Origin of the sequence: Streptococcus parasanguinis, from assembly GCF_000963275.1 — a bacterium.
GTDB classification, from domain to species: Bacteria; Bacillota; Bacilli; order Lactobacillales; family Streptococcaceae; genus Streptococcus; species Streptococcus parasanguinis_B.
Map to the genome: position 1 here is coordinate 641,491 of NZ_JYOW01000001.1, position 19,537 is coordinate 661,027.

Annotated in this window: 22 protein-coding genes and 1 tRNA gene; 20 read left to right on the forward strand and 3 right to left on the reverse strand. The window is 44.1% G+C overall.

Annotated features, from left to right (window positions below; translation table 11 throughout):
- Positions 1–7: 7 nt before the first annotated feature.
- From TZ97_RS03205 to TZ97_RS03235, 7 genes are all read left to right on the forward strand, one after another.
- Entirely contained in the window at positions 8–538 is a 531-nt protein-coding gene (locus tag TZ97_RS03205; protein ID WP_235287882.1) for a hypothetical protein, read from the forward strand.
- A 100-nt stretch (positions 539–638) separates the two neighbouring features.
- Positions 639–1,334, forward strand: coding sequence for a hypothetical protein (locus TZ97_RS10160; protein WP_235287884.1), 696 nt, complete (start codon positions 639–641; stop codon positions 1,332–1,334).
- Between the two features lie 162 nt (positions 1,335–1,496).
- A complete protein-coding gene (locus TZ97_RS03215; protein WP_045759362.1) occupies positions 1,497–1,940 on the forward strand; it encodes a flavodoxin in 444 nt (147 codons plus the stop codon).
- A 63-nt stretch (positions 1,941–2,003) separates the two neighbouring features.
- Positions 2,004–2,276 carry a chorismate mutase gene (locus TZ97_RS03220; RefSeq protein WP_045759363.1) on the forward strand — a complete coding sequence of 91 codons (273 nt, stop codon included), beginning with the start codon at positions 2,004–2,006 and terminating at the stop codon, positions 2,274–2,276.
- A 46-nt stretch (positions 2,277–2,322) separates the two neighbouring features.
- Complete coding sequence (locus tag TZ97_RS03225) at positions 2,323–3,486, forward strand: chloride channel protein (RefSeq protein WP_200893077.1); 1,164 nt, start codon at positions 2,323–2,325, stop codon at positions 3,484–3,486.
- 123 nt (positions 3,487–3,609) lie between these two features.
- Positions 3,610–3,957, forward strand: a complete 348-nt coding sequence (rplS, locus tag TZ97_RS03230; RefSeq protein ID WP_003003254.1) for a 50S ribosomal protein L19 — start codon at positions 3,610–3,612, stop codon at positions 3,955–3,957.
- A 43-nt stretch (positions 3,958–4,000) separates the two neighbouring features.
- Positions 4,001–4,072, forward strand: a tRNA-Arg gene (locus TZ97_RS03235).
- A 110-nt stretch (positions 4,073–4,182) separates the two neighbouring features.
- On the opposite strand, the gene TZ97_RS03240 is transcribed toward TZ97_RS03235, so the two are convergent.
- Positions 4,183–4,725 carry a hypothetical protein gene (locus TZ97_RS03240; RefSeq protein WP_049474866.1) on the reverse strand — a complete coding sequence of 181 codons (543 nt, stop codon included), beginning with the start codon at positions 4,723–4,725 and terminating at the stop codon, positions 4,183–4,185.
- Between the two features lie 156 nt (positions 4,726–4,881).
- Here TZ97_RS03240 and TZ97_RS03245 point away from each other — a divergent pair, with 156 nt between their 5' ends.
- The 3 genes from TZ97_RS03245 (at position 4,882) to TZ97_RS03255 (ending at position 7,476) form a co-directional block, all read left to right on the forward strand.
- Positions 4,882–5,850, forward strand: a complete 969-nt coding sequence (locus TZ97_RS03245) for a DUF6287 domain-containing protein (RefSeq protein ID WP_045759365.1) — start codon at positions 4,882–4,884, stop codon at positions 5,848–5,850.
- 168 nt (positions 5,851–6,018) lie between these two features.
- On the forward strand, positions 6,019–6,510 hold the full coding sequence (locus TZ97_RS03250; RefSeq protein ID WP_031575757.1) for a hypothetical protein: 492 nt from the start codon (positions 6,019–6,021) through the stop codon (positions 6,508–6,510).
- Positions 6,511–6,663: 153 nt separating this feature from the next.
- The gene (locus TZ97_RS03255) at positions 6,664–7,476 is read left to right on the forward strand and encodes a PrsW family glutamic-type intramembrane protease (protein WP_045759366.1); all 813 of its coding nucleotides are present in this window, start codon (positions 6,664–6,666) and stop codon (positions 7,474–7,476) included.
- Between the two features lie 38 nt (positions 7,477–7,514).
- Here TZ97_RS03255 and mnmE read toward each other — a convergent pair whose 3' ends face one another.
- The gene (gene mnmE, locus TZ97_RS03260; protein ID WP_045759367.1) at positions 7,515–8,888 is read right to left on the reverse strand and encodes a tRNA uridine-5-carboxymethylaminomethyl(34) synthesis GTPase MnmE; all 1,374 of its coding nucleotides are present in this window, start codon (positions 8,886–8,888) and stop codon (positions 7,515–7,517) included.
- Between the two features lie 161 nt (positions 8,889–9,049).
- On the opposite strand from mnmE, the gene rpiA reads away from it, so the two are divergent.
- The 9 genes from rpiA to TZ97_RS03305 all read left to right on the forward strand — a co-directional run bounded on the left by rpiA (position 9,050) and on the right by TZ97_RS03305 (position 16,835).
- Positions 9,050–9,721: a ribose-5-phosphate isomerase RpiA gene (gene rpiA, locus TZ97_RS03265; RefSeq protein ID WP_045759368.1), complete on the forward strand. Its 672-nt coding sequence runs from the start codon at positions 9,050–9,052 to the stop codon at positions 9,719–9,721.
- Between the two features lie 93 nt (positions 9,722–9,814).
- A complete protein-coding gene (locus TZ97_RS03270) occupies positions 9,815–11,026 on the forward strand; it encodes a phosphopentomutase (RefSeq protein ID WP_003003757.1) in 1,212 nt (403 codons plus the stop codon).
- Position 11,027: 1 nt separating this feature from the next.
- Positions 11,028–11,573 (forward strand): DUF1697 domain-containing protein, encoded by a 546-nt coding sequence (locus TZ97_RS03275; protein ID WP_024056193.1) that lies wholly within the window; start codon positions 11,028–11,030, stop codon positions 11,571–11,573.
- A 12-nt stretch (positions 11,574–11,585) separates the two neighbouring features.
- Positions 11,586–12,395 (forward strand): purine-nucleoside phosphorylase, encoded by an 810-nt coding sequence (locus TZ97_RS03280; RefSeq protein WP_045759369.1) that lies wholly within the window; start codon positions 11,586–11,588, stop codon positions 12,393–12,395.
- A 4-nt stretch (positions 12,396–12,399) separates the two neighbouring features.
- A complete protein-coding gene (locus TZ97_RS03285) occupies positions 12,400–13,632 on the forward strand; it encodes a chloride channel protein (protein WP_200893071.1) in 1,233 nt (410 codons plus the stop codon).
- The gene (locus TZ97_RS03290; protein WP_045760183.1) at positions 13,629–14,342 is read left to right on the forward strand and encodes a type 1 glutamine amidotransferase; all 714 of its coding nucleotides are present in this window, start codon (positions 13,629–13,631) and stop codon (positions 14,340–14,342) included. The genes TZ97_RS03285 and TZ97_RS03290 overlap by 4 nt, the downstream gene beginning before the upstream one ends.
- Before the next feature lie 283 nt (positions 14,343–14,625).
- Positions 14,626–15,336 carry a purine-nucleoside phosphorylase gene (gene deoD / locus TZ97_RS03295; RefSeq protein WP_040803271.1) on the forward strand — a complete coding sequence of 237 codons (711 nt, stop codon included), beginning with the start codon at positions 14,626–14,628 and terminating at the stop codon, positions 15,334–15,336.
- Entirely contained in the window at positions 15,336–16,103 is a 768-nt protein-coding gene (locus tag TZ97_RS03300) for a hypothetical protein (protein WP_045759370.1), read from the forward strand. The genes deoD and TZ97_RS03300 overlap by 1 nt, the downstream gene beginning before the upstream one ends.
- Positions 16,104–16,835: an NAD-dependent protein deacylase gene (locus TZ97_RS03305; protein ID WP_045759371.1), complete on the forward strand. Its 732-nt coding sequence runs from the start codon at positions 16,104–16,106 to the stop codon at positions 16,833–16,835.
- Positions 16,836–16,873: 38 nt separating this feature from the next.
- On the opposite strand, the gene TZ97_RS03310 is transcribed toward TZ97_RS03305, so the two are convergent.
- Positions 16,874–17,782 (reverse strand): LysR family transcriptional regulator, encoded by a 909-nt coding sequence (locus TZ97_RS03310; protein WP_003003594.1) that lies wholly within the window; start codon positions 17,780–17,782, stop codon positions 16,874–16,876.
- 243 nt (positions 17,783–18,025) lie between these two features.
- Here TZ97_RS03310 and TZ97_RS03315 point away from each other — a divergent pair, with 243 nt between their 5' ends.
- Positions 18,026–19,462 carry a DUF6688 domain-containing protein gene (locus TZ97_RS03315; protein ID WP_045759372.1) on the forward strand — a complete coding sequence of 479 codons (1,437 nt, stop codon included), beginning with the start codon at positions 18,026–18,028 and terminating at the stop codon, positions 19,460–19,462.
- Positions 19,463–19,537 lie beyond the last annotated feature (75 nt).

Here is a 19,537-nt window from a genome sequence, read left to right on the forward strand (position 1 = left end):
ATTTGTTATGATCAAAATGGGAGATCCAACCGAAGAGCATTTTGAGGTTGGGGTGGATCTTGATAAAAAGGAATATTACTATAATGATGAGACAGCGGTGAAGGACGATACAGTTTATGGTGGTTATAAAGCGGACTGGGATCGTAAACAATATTACAACTCTGCGGTGAATGAAGAACTCTCGTCGGTATTATTGAGCAGCAAAATTACTATGGATGAAATTAAGAAATCCAACTATCAAATTACTAGTTCACCGAAAAGGTTTGTGGACGATAAATTATTGAAAGAAAAAAATCCCCCGGAATTTGAAGCGATTTATTTAAAGAAGAATCGTCAATTCACCAAGATCCGCATCACCTACAACAAAGAATTTCTACCAACAAAAATTGAGTGGTACTATAAGGGTGAAGAAGGACTAAAATGGTACACTTGGCGCACCTATTCGTATCCCTTCAAAAATAAGTCTGATTTTGATAAAAAGCTGGATGAAGAAATTGAAAATATTAAAGAAATTCAAGAGGAAAATGAGGGAGATTAACCTAGTTTTGAGATAAAGCTGAGCTTACATATGTCTCAGCTTTTTGAATAGTTTAACACTTCACTTTGGATGTATATTTTGCTAGAATGTGATGGATATGATGAAAGAAATTAAACAGAGAGGATTCAGTTCGAAAGTCTTTCTAGTTGCTTTGTCTCTAGTAGTTGTTGCTGGTGTTTTCATTGCATTCCGCAGAGGCAAGATTCAAGAAAATTCAAAATCGATATTAGAACAACAGCGGTTTATTGTTGTGGATGATTCGGGCGATGAAAATTTATATCGATCTTATTTTGAGAATGGCTATGACTTGAGGAGCAATAATTCTTATAGTAAAACTCAAGTAGTAGTAAAAAATGGGAAGATGTATGATGGTAGTTCAGATGAAAAGCCTGATGACAGATATCATTTATTCTTATACCAAAATGTCACTTCCGCAATTCTGAATTTAAAGGTTTCAAAAGATGAGATCGAACAATCAAACTTTATCATTGAGCGAGATCCGAAATCTCTAATCACAAAATCACTAGTGAAAGGAAAAATGACACCTGAATTTGAGGCTAGAGTTTTAGATAAAACTGACCAATTTTCCAAAGTTCGGATCACCTATAATCAAAATTATTTACCGATCAAACTTGAATGGTATTTTAAAGGGAAAGATGGGTTGAAGTGGTATACCTGGAGCCGTTTTTCATATCCCTATCAAACTGAATCTGAATTTAATAAGAAACTAGATGAAGAAATCCAGCGTATTAAAGATATTGAAGAGGAGTATGAGTTGGAGGCGAAGAACGGATAATAATTGAACGATTAAAGAAATTCAAGAAGAAAATGAGGGTGATTAGGTTGAATCGGTCCAATTTCTTGAAACGTGTCCCTTCGTTCAGTATATCAGGAAAGGTTTCGTGCAAAATGCTTGAAAAAGTGATATAATACGGGAAATAGCTTTTGGGAGGAAATTATGACTGTAGCGAAGATTGTTTTTGCTAGTATGACTGGAAATACTGAAGAAATTGCTGATATCGTAGCGGACAAATTCCGTGATCTTGGTGTCGAAGTAGATGTGGATGAGTGTACAACTGTGGATGCTGAGGACTTCCTTGATGCAGATATCGCAGTGGTAGCGACTTATACTTACGGTGATGGAGAGCTTCCAGATGAGATCCAAGATTTCTACGAAGATTTGGCTGGCCTTGATCTCAAAGGTAAACTTTACGGTGTGGTAGGATCAGGTGATACCTTCTACGATGAATTCTGTAAAGCAGTTGATGATTTCGACCGTTGCTTCGCTGCGACTGGTGCTGAAAAAGGTTCTGAATGTGTCAAAGTTGATTTGTCTGCAGAAGACGAAGACATTGAAAAATTAGAAGCCTTTGCAGAAGAACTTGTAGCACAAGCAAATTAATGACAAAGAGGCTGGATCGATGGATTACAGCCTCGATTTATATCCAAAATAAAGAGGAGACACATGGATTTAGATCAGATTCGTAAGGACATTGACCAGATCGATCAAGAGCTTGTAGCCTTGCTGGAAAGGCGGATGGTCTGTGTCGGTCAGATTGTAGAATATAAGGAGCAGCAGGGATTACCTGTGCTCGATCAAGGAAGGGAGAGAGAAGTGCTTGAGAAAGTCGGCTCTCTCGTGACGGATGAGCAGTATCGTGCGACTATTCAAGCCCAGTTTCAAGATATGATGAAGCGCTCGAGAGACTTCCAAGAGGAGGTAAGGGCGCGTGACTAGTCTATCGATCAAGCAAAAAGCACAACAGTATGTGGTCCTAACAGGGATGGCTCTTTTCATTGGACTCTTGGTCGGTGCCATTGATATGATTTTTGGTCAAGGTCTTCTCCTGATTGGAGATTTCCGAAGCCAGCATTGGCCCTTGATTGTTTTTCTGGCCTTAGCGGGGCTTGTCATCGTTTATCTTTATAAACGTTTTGGTCGCAAGGCTTCAAAAGGGATGGGCCTCATCTTTGATGTCGGACACGCGCGTGAGGAGAAAATCCCCTTGGTCTTGGTGCCTTTGATCATGCTGACGACCTGGATGAGCCATCTCTTTGGTGGTTCGGTCGGTCGGGAAGGTGTAGCAGTCCAGATCGGAGCGACCCTTTCGCACCGTTTTGCCCGTCATATCAAGATCCCGGATGCTTCGCGTATTTTTCTCATGACCGGGATGGCCGCTGGTTTTGCGGGGCTCTTTCAGACGCCACTGGCAGCAACCTTTTTTGCCCTTGAAGTCTTGACAGTTGGGGAGTTGCAGTTGATGGCTCTCTATCCAGCGCTCATTGCCTCAATCGTGGCTAGCTTCACCTCTCATGCCCTTGGTTTAGAGAAATTTGCTGTGCCACTAAGAGAAACGCTGAGCTGGACACCAGAGACCTTGATCAAAGTTGCCATTCTTGGCCTGGCTTTTGGCCTTGCTGGGAAACTCTTTGCAATTAGCCTTTCCTGGTTGAAGAAAACGGTCGCTCAAGTCTTGCCCAATCCTTATATCCGGATTGCCCTTATAGGGGCCGGACTCAGCTTGGTCCTCTTGACCCTCCAGCTGACCAAGGTCGGCACTTATAGTGGACTTGGAACCAATCTGATTGATGTAGCTTTTCATCAGGGCAGTGCGCAGAGTTATGACTGGATCTTGAAGCTCCTCTTTACCGTAGTGACGATCTCTGCTGGATACCAAGGAGGAGAAGTGACACCGCTCTTTGCGATCGGAGCTACACTTGGAGTCTTTCTTGCTCCGATGTTAGGTCTACCAGTCTTAGTCGTGGCCGCTATCGGATATGCCAGTGTCTTTGGCAGTGCGACGACGACCTTGCTCGCACCGATCTTAATCGGAGGAGAAGTCTTTGGCTATGCCAACCTGCCATTCTTCGTCATTGCTTGCGCCATCGCCTATTGCTTACCAAAAGAGTGGAGCATTTATTCTGGTCAAAAAGTTGCGAAAAAGTAGAGAAAAGAGCTTTACAAACCTGAAATTATCTGATATGATAGTTTCTGTGCGTAATGGAAGCACAAAAATACAGTTTATCCGCTGAGGGAGGTCCCTCAAGATTGACGAAGATAGGAGAATAAAATGAATCCATTAATCCAAAGCTTGACTGAAGGTCAACTTCGTACTGATATCCCTGCATTCCGTCCTGGTGACACTGTTCGTGTACACGCGAAAGTTGTCGAAGGATCTCGTGAACGTATCCAGATCTTTGAAGGCGTTGTTATCGCTCGTAAAGGTCAAGGACACACTGAAATGTACACTGTTCGTAAAATCTCTAACGGTGTCGGTGTTGAACGTACATTCCCAGTACACACTCCTCGTGTAGAAAAGATTGAAGTTGTACGTTACGGTAAAGTACGTCGTGCGAAATTGTACTACCTTCGTGCATTGCAAGGTAAAGCAGCTCGTATTAAAGAAATCCGTCGTTAAGACGAACAAGGAGGCGGGAGTGATCTCGCTTCTTTTTTTATAGGTCCCCTTAGTTCAATGGATATAACAACTCCCTCCTAAGGAGTAGTTGCTGGTTCGATTCCGGCAGGGGACATGAACAAAAAAGGAACTCGTGCATGCAAGTTCCTTTTTGTGTGTAAGAAAGAAGTTAAAAATAGGTGGAATATCTAGATGAAAATCTATTACGAATAAGGAATATGTTAATTAATTACCGTAAGCAGTAACTTCATAATGATCGGTGCGTAATAGAGGGATTGTACGAGTATCACCACGGACTGTTTCATATTCAGTTAATCCAATGTTTTTACCATACACGGAGATAATATCATTCTCAGCAATTACCTTTGTATATAATGTGCTAGGAATACCAACCATGACAACTTTATTATAATCGCTATCTATAGCTATACGTAACAGATAGAATCCATCCTGTTTTTGATTTTGTAGAACTTTCCCACTAAAAGTAATTTTTTGTCCTTTTTCAATCTCATCGTGATTCCATACAGCAAAATCTACTGTAGTATAATCTGCTGGATTAAAAGGTTCAGATGATGTAGCAGTTTGTGTTGAAGTGCTAGTTTGTGTTGAAGAAGTAGAAGTCGAGGTAGAACTCTCTTCATTTGAGGTTGAACTAGTTGTCATTTCAACCTCATCATCTTCGGCATCAGTGCTTGCTTGGTTCTGAGAACAAGCAGTGACGAAAACAGTAGATAGTAGCACTGCACTTGAAAGTAATAGTTTTTTCATATTAAACTCCTTTATCCTCATAAAGGGAACTTTATTAAATAATTCCTATGTAGTAATTTTAACATATTTTAGGTAAGACCACAATCTCTCTCCACTTTTTCTTTGACTCTCCTTTCTTATTTTTCTAAAATAGTAGGTGTGTGAAGGGAGATTGATATGAAAAAAGGTTTGGTAATTGTGCTTTCTGCTTTGGTCTTGGCTTCGTGTGGTCGTCCTCAGAGGACGGTGTCGCCTAAGAGTTCGGATACCAAGCAGACCAGCACTTCGGAAAAGAAACAGTCTGGTATGGATTTGAAAGCCATCAAGGCTAAGGACTACTCGAGTATCAAGGGGACTTGGATCGATGGTCGTGGCAATGAGCTGATCTTTGATGATAAGGGCTTGGTCAGCGAGGATGTCGAGCTTGATGCATCGAGCTTTAAGCAGAAGGACCAGATCGCTGAGATGACGGTTAGTGCCAAGTCGGGTGTTGGAGGCTACGGTCTCTTGCTCCTTCCAAAAGGTCAGAAAGCGGGCAAAGACGATGCTTCGGATAAGTCCAAGGATCGGATCTGGGCTGGTCAGTCACCGGCTTATGGTGATGATGATAATTACTACTATCGCAAGAAAGAGCAACCGAAAGATCGGGAGCAAGCAGATACAGACGATAGCAGTAGTACGACAAAGACCAGTAAGGCCAAGAAGTGGAATACTCGATCGGATGGTGAGGTCAAGTCTTCGAAGAAGGCGGATAAGAATGATTATCCAGGCTACACCGATGCTCAGGTCGAAGCTGCGCGTGTCTGGGCTTATGTGATCAAGTCTGTACCGACAGAATTGAGTATTAATGAAAAGAGTGCTGGTACAAAAATTTACTTTGGTGGGCTAGGAGTTGACTATCCTAAAGATGTTCGTCAGTTGTTTACACCAATTTCTGCAGAAGGCCATGTGACTTATGCATCCAATGGTGATGGAACAGTCACGATCTATCCTGTACCGAGCCACTGGCAACAGTCTGCTGATGAACTCAATAGTGAAGAGTTTATGACGCAATTTACCCAAGGGATCTTGGACCATGCTGAAACGGTGACATTGCCAGACGGGGATCCAGACATGATTCGTCAGATTCTTGCAGTACTGAAGTAAGAGAGATTATGGTAGAATAATATTAGATAAAATTTTTTAAACTATTAAAGATCTAATGACCTATTAGGTTATAAGATTAAAGGTTTGGTATATCTTTTACAGGAAGCTTATGCAATTTTGGTCAATTACAGGTCGTTTTCTACTTGTAAAAATAAAAGGAGAAAATCTATGAAAAAAACTATGTTTGCTACAATGACCATTCTCTCGCTATTTCTGTCATCGTGCGCGCAAAAAGAAGTGAAGAATGAAGACAAAAAAGAGCAGTCTACTGAACAGAATGTAAAAGATTCTACAAAGGAAAGTAAAGAATCAGTGGTCAAAGGGATGAATCAAGCCCCTACCTCATTGGTTGGAAATGAAAAACCTAATGTAGTATTTGCTTATATGCTTCAAAATCAAATCAATGGCGAAAATGAGATAGCGAGAGTGTATTATAATGAAGAGTATCTGATCCTTGTCTTCTCTGTATCAGAAAATATGCTATCTTTAGCAAATATAAATCCAAAAGATTATTGTAAGACGCTTTTTGATTTAAAAGAAGAGATAGTAAAGCAATACAATGCAACTCAAAAAACACCAAGCAGTATAAAACTTAAAATATATGATAAAGATGAGAAGCTCTTGGCAACGGAGGAAAATGGAGCTTTGGTGATTAAGTAACTAAATTTAGTTAACCATCTGTCGCCATCTACGTTTTACATTTTTCTCACGAATCCACATTTATTGTTTTTTTAAGCTGATCCTGTTACAATGATAGTACTCGGAAAAGACTGGGCTTCCAGCCTTTTTCATTTCACTTTAGAAAGGTCTTTTATGAAACGCAAATCGATTTTGTTTCTCTATTTACTCTTGCTAGCGATCGGCCTAGCCTATGAGACCCAGTCACTGACAGAAGGCTGGATGTCTGGTAGTCAGTACGGGATTGTGGGACTTTCTACCCTGATCCTTTTGGTTTATGCACTTCCTGCTGTTTGGGCTCTCTTTCATTTTGCGAAGAAGTGGAAGTTGTCTTGGGTACCGGTTCTCTTTTCTTTATTAGGAGGGGGCTTTGTTGCCGGTTGGTTGTCTAGCTTTGCCAATACCTATTTCCATGACATGATTCAAGCGATCGCTCCAAATAGCGACTTTTGGAACCAGTACGAGAGTGCCATCGCTGCGCCACTCTTTGAGGAACCCTTTAAGTTGATTCCTATCTTCTTTGTCCTCTATTTGTTCAGCGTCCGTCGCATCAAGTCAATCTTCCTCTTGGCTATTGCCTCTGGTCTTGGTTTCCAGATCGTGGAGGACTTTGCCTATATCCGTCAGGACCTACCGGAAGGTTTCTCTTACACGGTGTCAGGAATTCTCGGTCGTGTGGCTAATGCGCCTATGTCTCACTGGGTCTACACAGGACTTGTTATGCTGGGGCTCTTCCTAATTGTCCAAGCAAGCAGAGGACGCAAGGATTTACGTCTAGTAGGCTGGGGATACATAGTAGCTGGGTTCGGACTCCATTTTGTTGGAAATTCACCCTTCTCACAAATCGTGACCGAGTTGCCGATTGCGATTCCAGTCTTGAATGCTACTGGGCTCTTCCTGATCTACCAAGCTTATCAAACCGTCGAGCGATTAGAACAAGGAAAATAAAAAAATAATGCGTATGTTTGCACACATACGCATTTTTGTTATTTTCCAAGACAGAACTGGCTGAAGAGTTGGGTAATGAGCTCATCTGGAGCAGCATCCCCTGTGATTTCTCCTAGGATTTCCCAAGTTCGGGTGAGATCGACTTGGAGCAGGTCGACTGGCATACCGAGAGCCAAGCCTTCGTTGACCGCTTGGAGGCTTTCAACAGCTTTTTCGATGAGGGAGATGTGACGGGCATTAGAAAGATACGTCGCATCTTGCTCAACCAGCCCAGCATTTTCGAAGAAGAGGGCGTTGATCCGGTCTTCGATTTGATCGATGTTTTGGTTTTTCAGAACGGAGATCTTGATGTAATCTTCCGGCAGTTGGTCGATTTCGATCTTCTCTGGGAGGTCGACCTTGTTGAGGAGGATGATGCGGTTGCTATCTTGTGAGATCTCAAGGAGTTGGCGATCTTGATCAGTCAAGGGCTCGCTGGCATTGAGAACGAGGAGGACCAGATCAGCTTCCTTGAGGGCTTTTTTCGACCGCTCGACACCGATTTGCTCCACGATGTCCTCGGTTTCCCGGATCCCGGCCGTATCGACTAGTTTGAGGGGAACGCCGTTGATGTTGACGTATTCCTCGATAACGTCCCGGGTGGTTCCTTCGATATCGGTCACGATGGCTTTTTCTTCGCGAAGAAGATTATTGAGGAGGCTAGACTTGCCGACGTTTGGACGACCGATGATAGCAGTAGAAATCCCTTCACGCAAGATCTTACCGCGACGGGCAGTCTTGAGGAGGTTGGTCAAGAGGGCTTCAAATTCACTGGTCTTTTCGCGGATGATCTCAGTGGTTGCTTCTTCGACATCATCGTACTCAGGATAGTCGATATTGACTTCGACCTGGGCCAGGGTATTGAGGATCTCTTGGCGCGTGTTGTTGATCAGATCAGACAGGGAACCATCTAGTTGCTTCACGGCGATGTTCATAGCCTTGTCGGTCTTAGCGCGGATAATGTCCATGACGGCTTCGGCCTGGGTTAAATCGACCCGACCGTTCAGAAAGGCCCGCTTGGTAAATTCACCAGGTTCTGCAAGACGAGCTCCTTCACGAATGACCAATTGCAGGATTTCATTGGTTACGGCAATCCCGCCGTGGGTATTGATCTCGATGATGTCCTCGCGGGTGAAGGTCTTTGGTGAGCGCATAGCTCCAACCATGACTTCATCCAAGATCTCATCCTTATCTGGATCCACGATATGGCCGTAGTTGAGGGTGTGACTTGCGACCTTGCTTAAATCTTTTCCCTTAAAGATTTTTTGCGCAATAGCAAAGCTGTCTGTCCCGCTCAAGCGGACGATCCCGATCGCCCCCTCACCGAGAGGGGTCGAGATGGCAGCAATGGTATCAAATTCTTTAGTAATCATGTCATTTCTCTTTTCCTGTAGATTCATCTCTATTCTATCGTAAAGTCAGAGGACGGGCAAGGTTTTGCTTTTAGAACTAAAACTGGAAAGGTTTTCAAATAATTAGTGAAATCTCTTTCAGAATATGCTATACTGTAAGAGAATATAAAAGGAGGTCTATGATGGTAAACCTAAAAGAACAGGTAGGAATTAAAGCGGCTGAGTTTGTCAAAGACGGCATGATTGTCGGTCTCGGTACAGGGTCAACTGCTTATTATTTTGTGGCTGAATTGGGTCGTCGCATCAAAGAAGAAGGCTTGGAGATCACAGCTGTCACAACGTCGAGTGTGACCTATGATCAGGCTGAAAGTTTAGGCATTCCGCTCAAGGCTATCGACGATGTTGAAGTGGTCGATGTAACAGTGGATGGCGCAGATGAAGTGGATCCTCAATTGAACGGGATCAAAGGTGGCGGTGGTGCTCTCCTCATGGAAAAGATCGTCGCAACCAATTCAAAAGATTGCATTTGGATCGTGGATGAATCCAAACAAGTCGCAACTCTTGGGGCTTTCAAACTTCCAGTGGAAGTAGTGCAATACGGGGCTGAAAATCTCTTCCGTCACTTTGAGCAAAAAGGTTACCATCCTGCTTTCCGTCTCGCGGATGATCAACGATTCGTCACTGACCAAGGCAACTTCATCATTGACTTGGATCTCAATGTGATCGAGGATGCAGAAGCTCTAGCCAATGAACTGGATCACACCGTCGGGGTTGTCGAGCACGGTTTATTCTTGAACATGATTTCAAAAGTGATTGTAGGGACACCAGATGGCCCTGTCATCATTGAAAAATAGGTTTCTCTAAAGAGGGGCCGGATCTATCAACGGCTCTCTTCTTATAGGGATATGGTATAATATAGCTAGTTTAATAAAGGAAAGAGGCAGTATATGTCAAAATTTAAACGCATGCACTTAGTTGTGCTGGATTCAGTTGGGATCGGTGCTGCACCAGATGCCAATAACTTTGTCAATGCAGGAGTTCCAGATGGAGCATCTGATACATTGGGCCACATCTCTAAAACCGTCGGTTTGAATGTACCAAACATGGCCAAAATCGGTCTTGGAAATATTCCTCGTGAAGTACCATTGAAGACTGTGCCAGCTGAAAGTAACCCAACTGGTTATGCGACAAAATTGCAAGAAGTCTCTCTTGGGAAAGACACCATGACAGGTCACTGGGAAATCATGGGTCTTAATATTACAGAACCTTTTGATACTTTCTGGAATGGTTTCCCTGAAGAAATTTTGACTAAAATTGAAGAATTCTCAGGACGTAAGGTCATCCGCGAAGCTAACAAACCATATTCTGGTACAGCGGTCATCGATGACTTTGGACCACGTCAAATGGAGACGGGTGAGTTGATCATTTATACATCAGCAGACCCTGTCCTTCAAATCGCAGCTCACGAAGACATCATTCCTTTGGATGAACTATACCGTATCTGTGAATACGCTCGTTCCATCACTTTGGAACGTCCAGCTCTTCTAGGACGTATCATTGCCCGCCCTTATGTTGGGGAACCAGGTAACTTCACACGGACAGCTAACCGTCGTGACTTGGCTGTTTCACCATTTGCGCCAACTGTTTTGGACAAGTTGAACGAAGCAGGTATTGATACCTATGCAGTTGGTAAGATCAACGATATCTTCAACGGTGCTGGTATCAACCACGATATGGGCCACAACAAATCAAATAGCCACGGTATGGATACCTTGATTAAGACCATGGGACTTCCTGAGTTCCAAGAAGGCTTCTCATTTACCAACTTGGTAGACTTTGATGCTCTTTACGGTCACCGTCGCAATGCTCATGGTTATCGCGATTGCTTGCATGAGTTTGACGAACGCTTGCCAGAAATCATCGCTGCGATGCGTGAAGATGACCTCTTGATGATCACGGCAGACCACGGAAATGACCCAACTTACGCTGGTACAGACCATACGCGTGAATACATTCCATTCTTGGCTTATAGCCCATCCTTCAAGGGCAATGGTGTGATTCCAGTTGGACATTTCTCTGATATCTCTGCGACAATTGCAGAGAACTTTGGTGTTGAAAAAGCCATGATCGGTGAAAGCTTCTTAGACAAATTGAACTAAGATGACACGCTTCGCTCTCCTCGTAAGAGGGATCAATGTTGGCGGGAAAAACAAGGTCGTGATGGCAGAGCTTCGAGAGGAGCTCCAAACGATCGAGCTGGATGGGGTAGAGACCTACATCAATAGTGGCAATATCTTCTTTGAATCTGCTGGTTCTAAAGCAGAATTGGTGGATTTGCTGGGACATTTCTTTTGTGATCACTATCCCTTTATCCAGTCTTTTTCTCTCTTTTCAGCTGAGGACTATGCGCAAGATCTCGCTGCTTTACCAGCCTGGTGGCAGGAGGATCTGGCCCGCAAGGATGTTCTCTTTTACACAGAAGGCCTCAATCAGGATGCTATCTGGGAGCTGGTCTCCTCTTTTTCGCTCGGTGATGAAATCATCCATCGTGGGAATCTAGGGATTTACTGGGGCAAATACTCAGAAGAGACCTACACAAAGACCGCTTACCACAGACAAGTCCTCAAGATGCCGGATTACCGCCTGTTGACCATTCGCAATGCCAATACATTTGACAAAATTGGCCAATTTTTAAGGAAATCATAAAGGAGATATGCAATGACATTATTAGCAAAAATCAATGAAACAGCTGCTTTTTTGAAAGGCAAAGGAATGGAAGCACCTGAGTTTGGCTTGATCCTTGGATCAGGTCTTGGAGAACTGGCTGAAGAAATCGAAAATGCCGTCGTAGTAGACTACTCTGACATTCCAAACTGGGGTCGTTCAACGGTTGTCGGCCATGCTGGTAAATTGGTCTACGGTGATCTTGCTGGACGTAAAGTCTTGGCCCTTCAAGGTCGTTTCCACTTCTACGAAGGAAACCCACTAGAAGTGGTGACTTTCCCAGTTCGTGTCATGAAAGTATTGGGTTGTGAAGGGGTTCTTGTCACCAACGCTGCCGGTGGTATTGGCTTTGGTCCTGGTACTTTGATGGCTATCACTGACCACATCAATATGACAGGTCAAAACCCATTGATCGGTGAAAACTTGGATGACTTTGGTCCACGTTTCCCAGATATGTCTAAAGCTTACACACCTGAATACCGTGAGACAGCTCATCAAGTAGCAGACAAATTGGGTATCAAATTGGATGATGGGGTTTATATCGGTGTGACTGGTCCAACTTATGAAACTCCAGCTGAAATCCGTGCGTATAAGACACTTGGCGCAGATGCTGTCGGAATGTCAACCGTTCCTGAAGTCATCATTGCAGCGCATTCTGGCTTGAAGGTTCTTGGTATTTCATGTATTACCAACTTTGCGGCTGGTTTCCAAGAAGAGCTCAACCACGAAGAAGTAGTAGAAGTGACAGAGCGCATCAAAGGCGACTTCAAAGGATTGCTGAAAGCGATTCTTGCTGAACTCTAATCCAATGAAAGTACGACTCCAAAGGCTGCCCTACGGACTGAGGTTGCTTCTAGCCACCTTATCATTAGGGATCGGGACAGGTCTGGTCGGAATTGCCTGCCATTATCTACTAGAAGGGGTGCAAGAGCTGGCTTTTGGCCAAGCTAGTTCCAATTTGCTCCAGCAATTCCAAGAAGCTGGAGGGTTACGTAGATTTCTGGTTTTGTGTGTGACTGGGTGCTTGGCAGCTGGCTTCTGGTATGTCCTGCAAAGGCGTTATCAGATCCTGTCTATTCGCCAGCAAATTGACTTAGCTGGAGACAGGGAACCAGCGCTCTTCGCACACCTCCTTCATTCAGGGATGCAGGTGGCAATTGTTGGAGCAGGCGCATCGGTCGGAAAAGAAGGAGCCCCACGTGAGGTCGGGGCTCTTCTAGCTGGTCGCTTGGCGAAGGGATTCTCACTAGCCCTCAAAGAGCGAAAAGTCTTGATCGCCTGTGGTGCTGGAGCTGGTTTGGCTGCCGTCTATCAGGTTCCCTTTGCCAGTAGCTTGTTCGTCTTTGAGACCTTAGGGCTCGCCTTCAGTTGGCAGAACTTTCTACTGGTTTTGACCAGTACTTATCTGGCAACCTGGGTCGCTCAGTCCATCGTTGGTCAGGAGGCTGTTTATCACCTGTCCGCAGTCTCATGGTCGGCTAGCGGCTTCTTACAGGCTATTGTGATTGCTTTCTTGGTCACTCCCTTGGCTCTGGTCTTTGCTTTCCTCGCCAAGCGGGCTAGTCAAAAACGGCGGAAGGATAGGACGATTCTTTGGGCTCTTCCTCTAGCCTTTCTAGTGCTGGGGAGCCTAGTAGCCTTTTTCCCTATCTTTATGGGAAATGGCCAGGTACTAGCGCAAGCCCTCTTGTCTAGCCAGTCGATTCCTTATCTTCCACTGACTCTTGTAGTGAAGGGGCTTCTGGTTTATCTCCTCTTGCGCAATGGTGCTTATGGGGGAACCTTGACACCATCATTTGCCCTTGGGATTGGCTCTGGCTACTTAGTGACTTTATTGATGACAGTCGTTGGCATTCATTTAGATCCTGCTCTCGGGATGCTACTTGGTGCGACCGTCTTTTTAGGAACGACCCTACAAGCTCCTTTGACAGCTATTGCCCTGAGCCTTGGATTTACAGGCCAAACTTGGAGTTTGACAATCCCGCTTGCACTTGCGGCTGGTTTGTCTTACGTGATTCAAAAGAAATGGGAGAAGAAATGATGAAGGTACATTTTGTACTGCATGAAACCTTTGAAGTGCCGGGCGCTTATCTAAAATGGGCGCAGGAGCGTGGCCATCAGGTGACCACGACCAAAGTCTATGAGAATGAAACGCTACCAGAGACAGTGGATGAGATCGACTTTTTGATCGTCATGGGGGGACCTCAATCACCGGATGAAAATCGGGAAGCTTTTCCATACTACGATCCTCAGGCAGAGATTGAGCTGATTCAAAAAGCCATCAAGGCTGATCGTTATATTGTTGGGGTCTGTCTTGGTGCCCAGCTACTGTCTGTCGCCTATGGAGCGAAGTATGAGCACAGTCCAGAACGTGAGATTGGGGTTTATCCTGTGACTTTGACGCCTGAAGGACTCACAGATCCGCATGTCGGTGAGTTTGGAGAAACTCTTGAAACTGGTCACTGGCATGGTGATATGCCAGGATTGACAGAAGATGCTGTTGTTCTTGCGATCAGTCAAGGGTGTCCACGTCAGATGATTCGCTTCAGTCCGAAACACTATGCCTTCCAAGCTCACTTGGAATTTGATCCAGAAGCAGTTGATCTCTTGATTGCTGCTGACGGTGAAAGTGTTTTGGAAGAACAAAGTCAAAACCTGACCTTTGTTCAAAAACCTGAAGCCATTCGTGCTTACGATTATCGAGAAATGAATGCCAAACTCTTTTCGTTTTTGGATTCATTAACAAAATAAAAAATGAAAGGAAGGGCAGTTCGGGTTTGAAATTGAACCCGGGCTAGAGGCTGTGTAAAAAAGATAAATCCTCCTAGATGCGATGTATCTTTGTCGGATTTCCTATTTTTACTTTGACTCTTTAACGCCTATTCTAAAAAATAAAAAAGAAAGGTAGAGCATGTGTTCTGATTTGAACACGAGCGGAAAGCTCGGAAAATAGATAATCTGACTGAGAAATCAGGATTTCTCGTCAGATTCCTAATTTTCAGTCGCTTTCTGGTCGCTCTTTGTATCATAAACTATGTCTATCCATATTGCTGCTAAGCAAGGTGAAATTGCTGATAAAATTCTTCTTCCTGGGGATCCTCTTCGTGCGAAATTTATTGCTGAGAATTTCCTTGAAGACGCTGTTTGCTTCAACGAAGTCCGTAACATGTTTGGTTACACAGGTACCTACAAGGGTCACCGTGTATCTGTCATGGGTACTGGAATGGGGATGCCATCCATCTCTATCTATGCGCGTGAGTTGATCGTGGACTACGGTGTGAAGAAATTGATCCGTGTGGGTACAGCTGGTTCTTTGAATGGCGATGTCCACGTCCGTGAATTGGTCTTGGCGCAAGCTGCCGCAACCAACTCAAACATCATCCGTAACGACTGGCCACAATACGATTTCCCACAAATCGCTAGCTTTGATCTTTTAGACAAGGCTTACCACATTGCTAAAGACCTTGGCATGACGACTCATGTCGGCAATGTCTTGTCATCAGATGTCTTCTATTCAAACTATGGTGAAAAGAACATCGAACTTGGTAAGTGGGGTGTGAAAGCTGTAGAAATGGAAGCAGCAGCTCTTTACTATCTTGCTGCTCAACACCATGTTGATGCCCTTGCTATCATGACTATTTCAGACAGTTTGGTCAATCCTGATGAGGACACAACCGCTGAAGAACGTCAAAATACTTTCACAGACATGATGAAAGTTGGTCTTGAGACCTTGATTGCAGACTAATGACAAAATTCTTTCATGATGAATGGCTCTACGATCTCCAAAATTATCACTACAGCCGGGCTCTGCGCTCTATCAAGCAGCAGGAAGAAGTACCGGATTTGTTGGTGAGCTTACTGCAGTTAATGGCGGAGCGTCGAGAGCTTAATATCCAACCCGTCATGAATCAAAAGTTGAGAACCGAGTTGCTAGAAGCGACTGGTTTTCAGCTTTTTTGGCATGAGGATCCAGAAGATGAGCAGTTGGCCAACTACCTTTATGACTTAGAGGCGAAGTTGCGAAATGAGCAGATTATTGACTTTGTTCGTGCCGTTAGCCCAGCCATCTATCGGATCTTTATGCGATTGATTCAGTTGAAAATTCCTGACATAACAAACTATATTCATAACTCCAAAGAATCGAGTTATGACCGTTGGAAGTTTGAGAGCCTTCATGCGTCCGCCAACCCTATCCTGCAGCAATTCCACAGCGAAAGTGTGGTCAATTCGTCCAGTTTGACGGAGTTGATTGTGCAGTTGGACTTGCCAGATAGCGTCAAAGTTGCGGCCCAACAATTGCGGGAGTTAGAAAAATCAGTTCGCAACCCCTTGGCCCACTTGATCAAGCCCTTTGATGAAGAAGAGCTCCATCGGACGACAGGTTTCTCTTCTCAGGATTTTATGAAGAATTTGGTTGACCTTGCAAGCTACACAGGCATCCATTATGATCAAGCTAACTTTTATTTTGATCAGGCCAATGCTGTGATGGAAGAGCTACTAAAGGAGAAGTAGATGGATAAGATTGCTCAACTACAGGAGATGATTGATCAGAGTCAACGGATCGTTTTTTTCGGTGGGGCAGGAGTTTCCACGGAGTCAAATATTCCTGATTTTCGAAGCTCAGACGGTGTCTATAGCGTTCAGGTAGGACGGCATTTGACAGCCGAGCAATTGGTCTCCCATACCATGTTTGCGCGTTATCCAGAGGAATTTTTCGACTTCTATAAGAAATACTTGCTCTATCCAGATGCCAAGCCCAATGCTGCCCATCGCTATCTCGCGTGGCTTGAAGAGACCGGTAAACTCAAGGCGGTGGTGACACAAAATATTGATAGTCTTCATGAAATGGCTGGTTCCAAAAAAGTTTTGAAGCTCCATGGCAGTGCCGACCGCAATTACTGTACGGGTTGCCAGCGATTTTATGATTTGGAGGCCTTTCTAGCTTTGGAAGGCCCGGTTCCACACTGTCTGGACTGTGGCAAGGTGGTTAAGCCTGATGTAACTCTTTATGAGGAACCTCTCGATATGGAGGTCTTTAGTCAAGCTGCCCAAGCCATCCAAGAGGCTGATCTCCTGATTATCGGTGGAACCTCTCTCGTGGTCTACCCAGCAGCTAGCTTGATCCAGTATTTCCAAGGGAAGAAGCTGGTTGTCATCAATAAAACCGGTATCCCACAAGACAGACAAGCAGACCTGGTTATCGAAGGAAAGATTGGCCAAGTATTTTCACAATTAAGACAATAAAAAATATCTGAGTGAACATGGATCACTCAGATATTTTTTTACTTATCAAACTTCACTTCCTCAAGCAAGTACTCGATGAATTTTTCTCCCATTTTTGAGAGGGCTGTTTTTTCATGTTTGATGTAGACCAGCTCGATCGGGTCTTCGATATCAAGGGGAATGGAGACGATGTTATTCCCGTTGAGATTGCTGTTGAGGATCCCGGTCGCAATGGTGTAGCCATCCAGACCAATCAAGAGATTAAAGAGGGTCGCCCGGTCACTGACGACGATGGATTTCTTATGATGCTCTTGAGAGAGGATCTCTTCTGAGAAGTAGAAGGAATTGTGGGTCCCTTGGTCATAGCTAAGGTATGGGAAATCTTCCAGATCAGATAAGTGGACGATCTCTTTCTTGGCAAGAGGATTGGTCTTGCTGACAAAGATATGAGGTTGCGCTGTAAAGAGGTGGGTGGCAATCAGGTGATTATCATCCAGCATCTTAGAGAGGACATCGCGGTTGTAGCTATTCAAAAAGAGCACGCCAACCTCGCTTCGGAAATTCTTGACGTCATCGATGATCTCCCAAGTCCGCGTCTCCCGTAAGAAAAGCTCGTATTTTTCCATATCGCTTTTCTTGAGGAGAGAAACGAAGGCCTCAACCACGAAGGCGTAGTGCTGTGAAGAGACACTGAAAAGCTCACGAGAGCCCACAGGATTTTTATAGCGCTCGGACAAGAGGTCGATCTGCTCCACCACCTGGCGGGCATAAGAAAGAAACTCCATCCCATCGCGAGTCAAAGTGATCCCTTTAGGATTCCGGATAAAGATTTCAATCCCCATCTCATTTTCCAAGTCCTTAACGGCATTGGATAGGCTAGGTTGCGTGATGAAGAGTTGTTTTGCGGCCTCATTCATAGAGCCGGTTTCGACGATTTTGATAATGTATTGTAATTGTTGTATTCTCATGCTCTTATTTTAACATAAAAGAGCGCGTTTTTCCCGTAAAATGTGGTCTTTCAAGGACTGTATCAGAGAATAACGCAGGCTGAAGTAGGTAATAGGAAGTAGGCTGGATCAAATATTTAAAAAATAGAAAATTGGAAACAAAATCTCCATCTGGGGACTGATTTTGATGGAAAAATACAGTTTTGCCTTGCTGAAAGGGAGATCCGATTGATAGAATGGTAAAAAATTGATTGAGGAGATCATATGAAAAAACTAGTGTCCTGGTATAAGAAAAAGGATAAGGAATTGGAAACCCATTTCACAGCCGGTCTGTTGCAGATCAATTTTGTGACAAATGCACTGATTCTATTAGCCTTTTACATTTATTTTGTGGTTAGTGAGTCGATTTATGCAATTAAGGATCCATTCGTCCAATTTAGTGTTTGGGAGATCATTGCCTTCACGATGGAGATCTTTCCTTACGGTTTGACTCTGGCACTCTTTGTTCCCAATATTTTTGTCATTATCTATGGGATCGGTCGCTGGTCTAGCCTCCAGTTCAAAGAAGCAAAGGAAGAATCCCTTAAAGATCCGGTTTTGTTTGAAGATGGAGGGCCAAAGGAAGGAGAAGGAACAAGAGAAGATGACGCATTCCTTATGAAAGAAAGGCAAGAATCACCTAGTCCTAAGCCTAGCAAAAAGAAAAAGCAACAGCCTACCATTGTTCTTTGGTTTGGTCTCTTTGGTTGCTTTCTCGAAGCGATTTTCATTTACATCGTCAAGGAGATGACCTTTTACGAATGGAATGAGCCCTTGATCAATTCTCAGAAACATGCCTTGATCTGGTCTGGCGCCTATCCGACCTTCTTTACACTGGCAGCTCTTACTTTACTAGCCTTGATTATCTATTCCTACCGGGATGCGAATTCACTTTCGCCGTTAGCAAATGTCTTCTGTATTAGTGGCATTCTAGGAGGAGTGGTTCTCCTCTTAGTTTTTGATAATCAACTGCAGGTAGCAAGTTTTCACACCTTTTTCTTACTGATCTATTCCATCCATCTCTTATGGGTTCGCATTAAGGAGTGGCAGGAAGATCGAACAGAGATAAGCTATGAGAATCGTCTACTTCAGTTTTTCCATCGGCTCTTAAACCAGTCACGTAACTGGCCATGGCTGGCGGTTCTGGTTGCCCTTCCAACCCTTGCTCTTGTTGTCCTTGTTCTCATGCTCTTTGGGCAGCAGCCGGATTCCATGATCAAGGCATGGACCAATACAGCTGACTGGGCCTTCTCACAGAAGATCCCTCCTCAGAATCTTATCATTGATGAGCACTATCTCTGTACGGTTGCGGCTGGTGGCCATGAAAATGTTGTCAAGCCCCAGCGGATGGGCGTCCGCCACGGACATCCGGTTGTTGTCAATCGTCAGCTCTGTATTGCCAATGCCTTTGAACAGGTGTTAGAAGAAAAGACGCCACGTTTCCATCGCTTCTTGCGTCGCAATTATGACCGCTATGGCTATCCCTTTGCCAAACATATCAAGAAAAAATGGGCTATGGACATGATCTATTACCTGATGAAACCTTTGGAATGGCTCTTTTTACTGGTTCTTTATCTAGTCGACCGCAAACCCGAAAACCGAATCGCCATGCAATACATTAAACCGATCCCAGAAGATTTTGACCCCCATAAAGTTTCCTGAGTTACTGATTTTACTTGACAAGCGAGAAGGAGCGCGATATAATGAGACAAATTTAACCTTTAAGAGGTCCAGAGA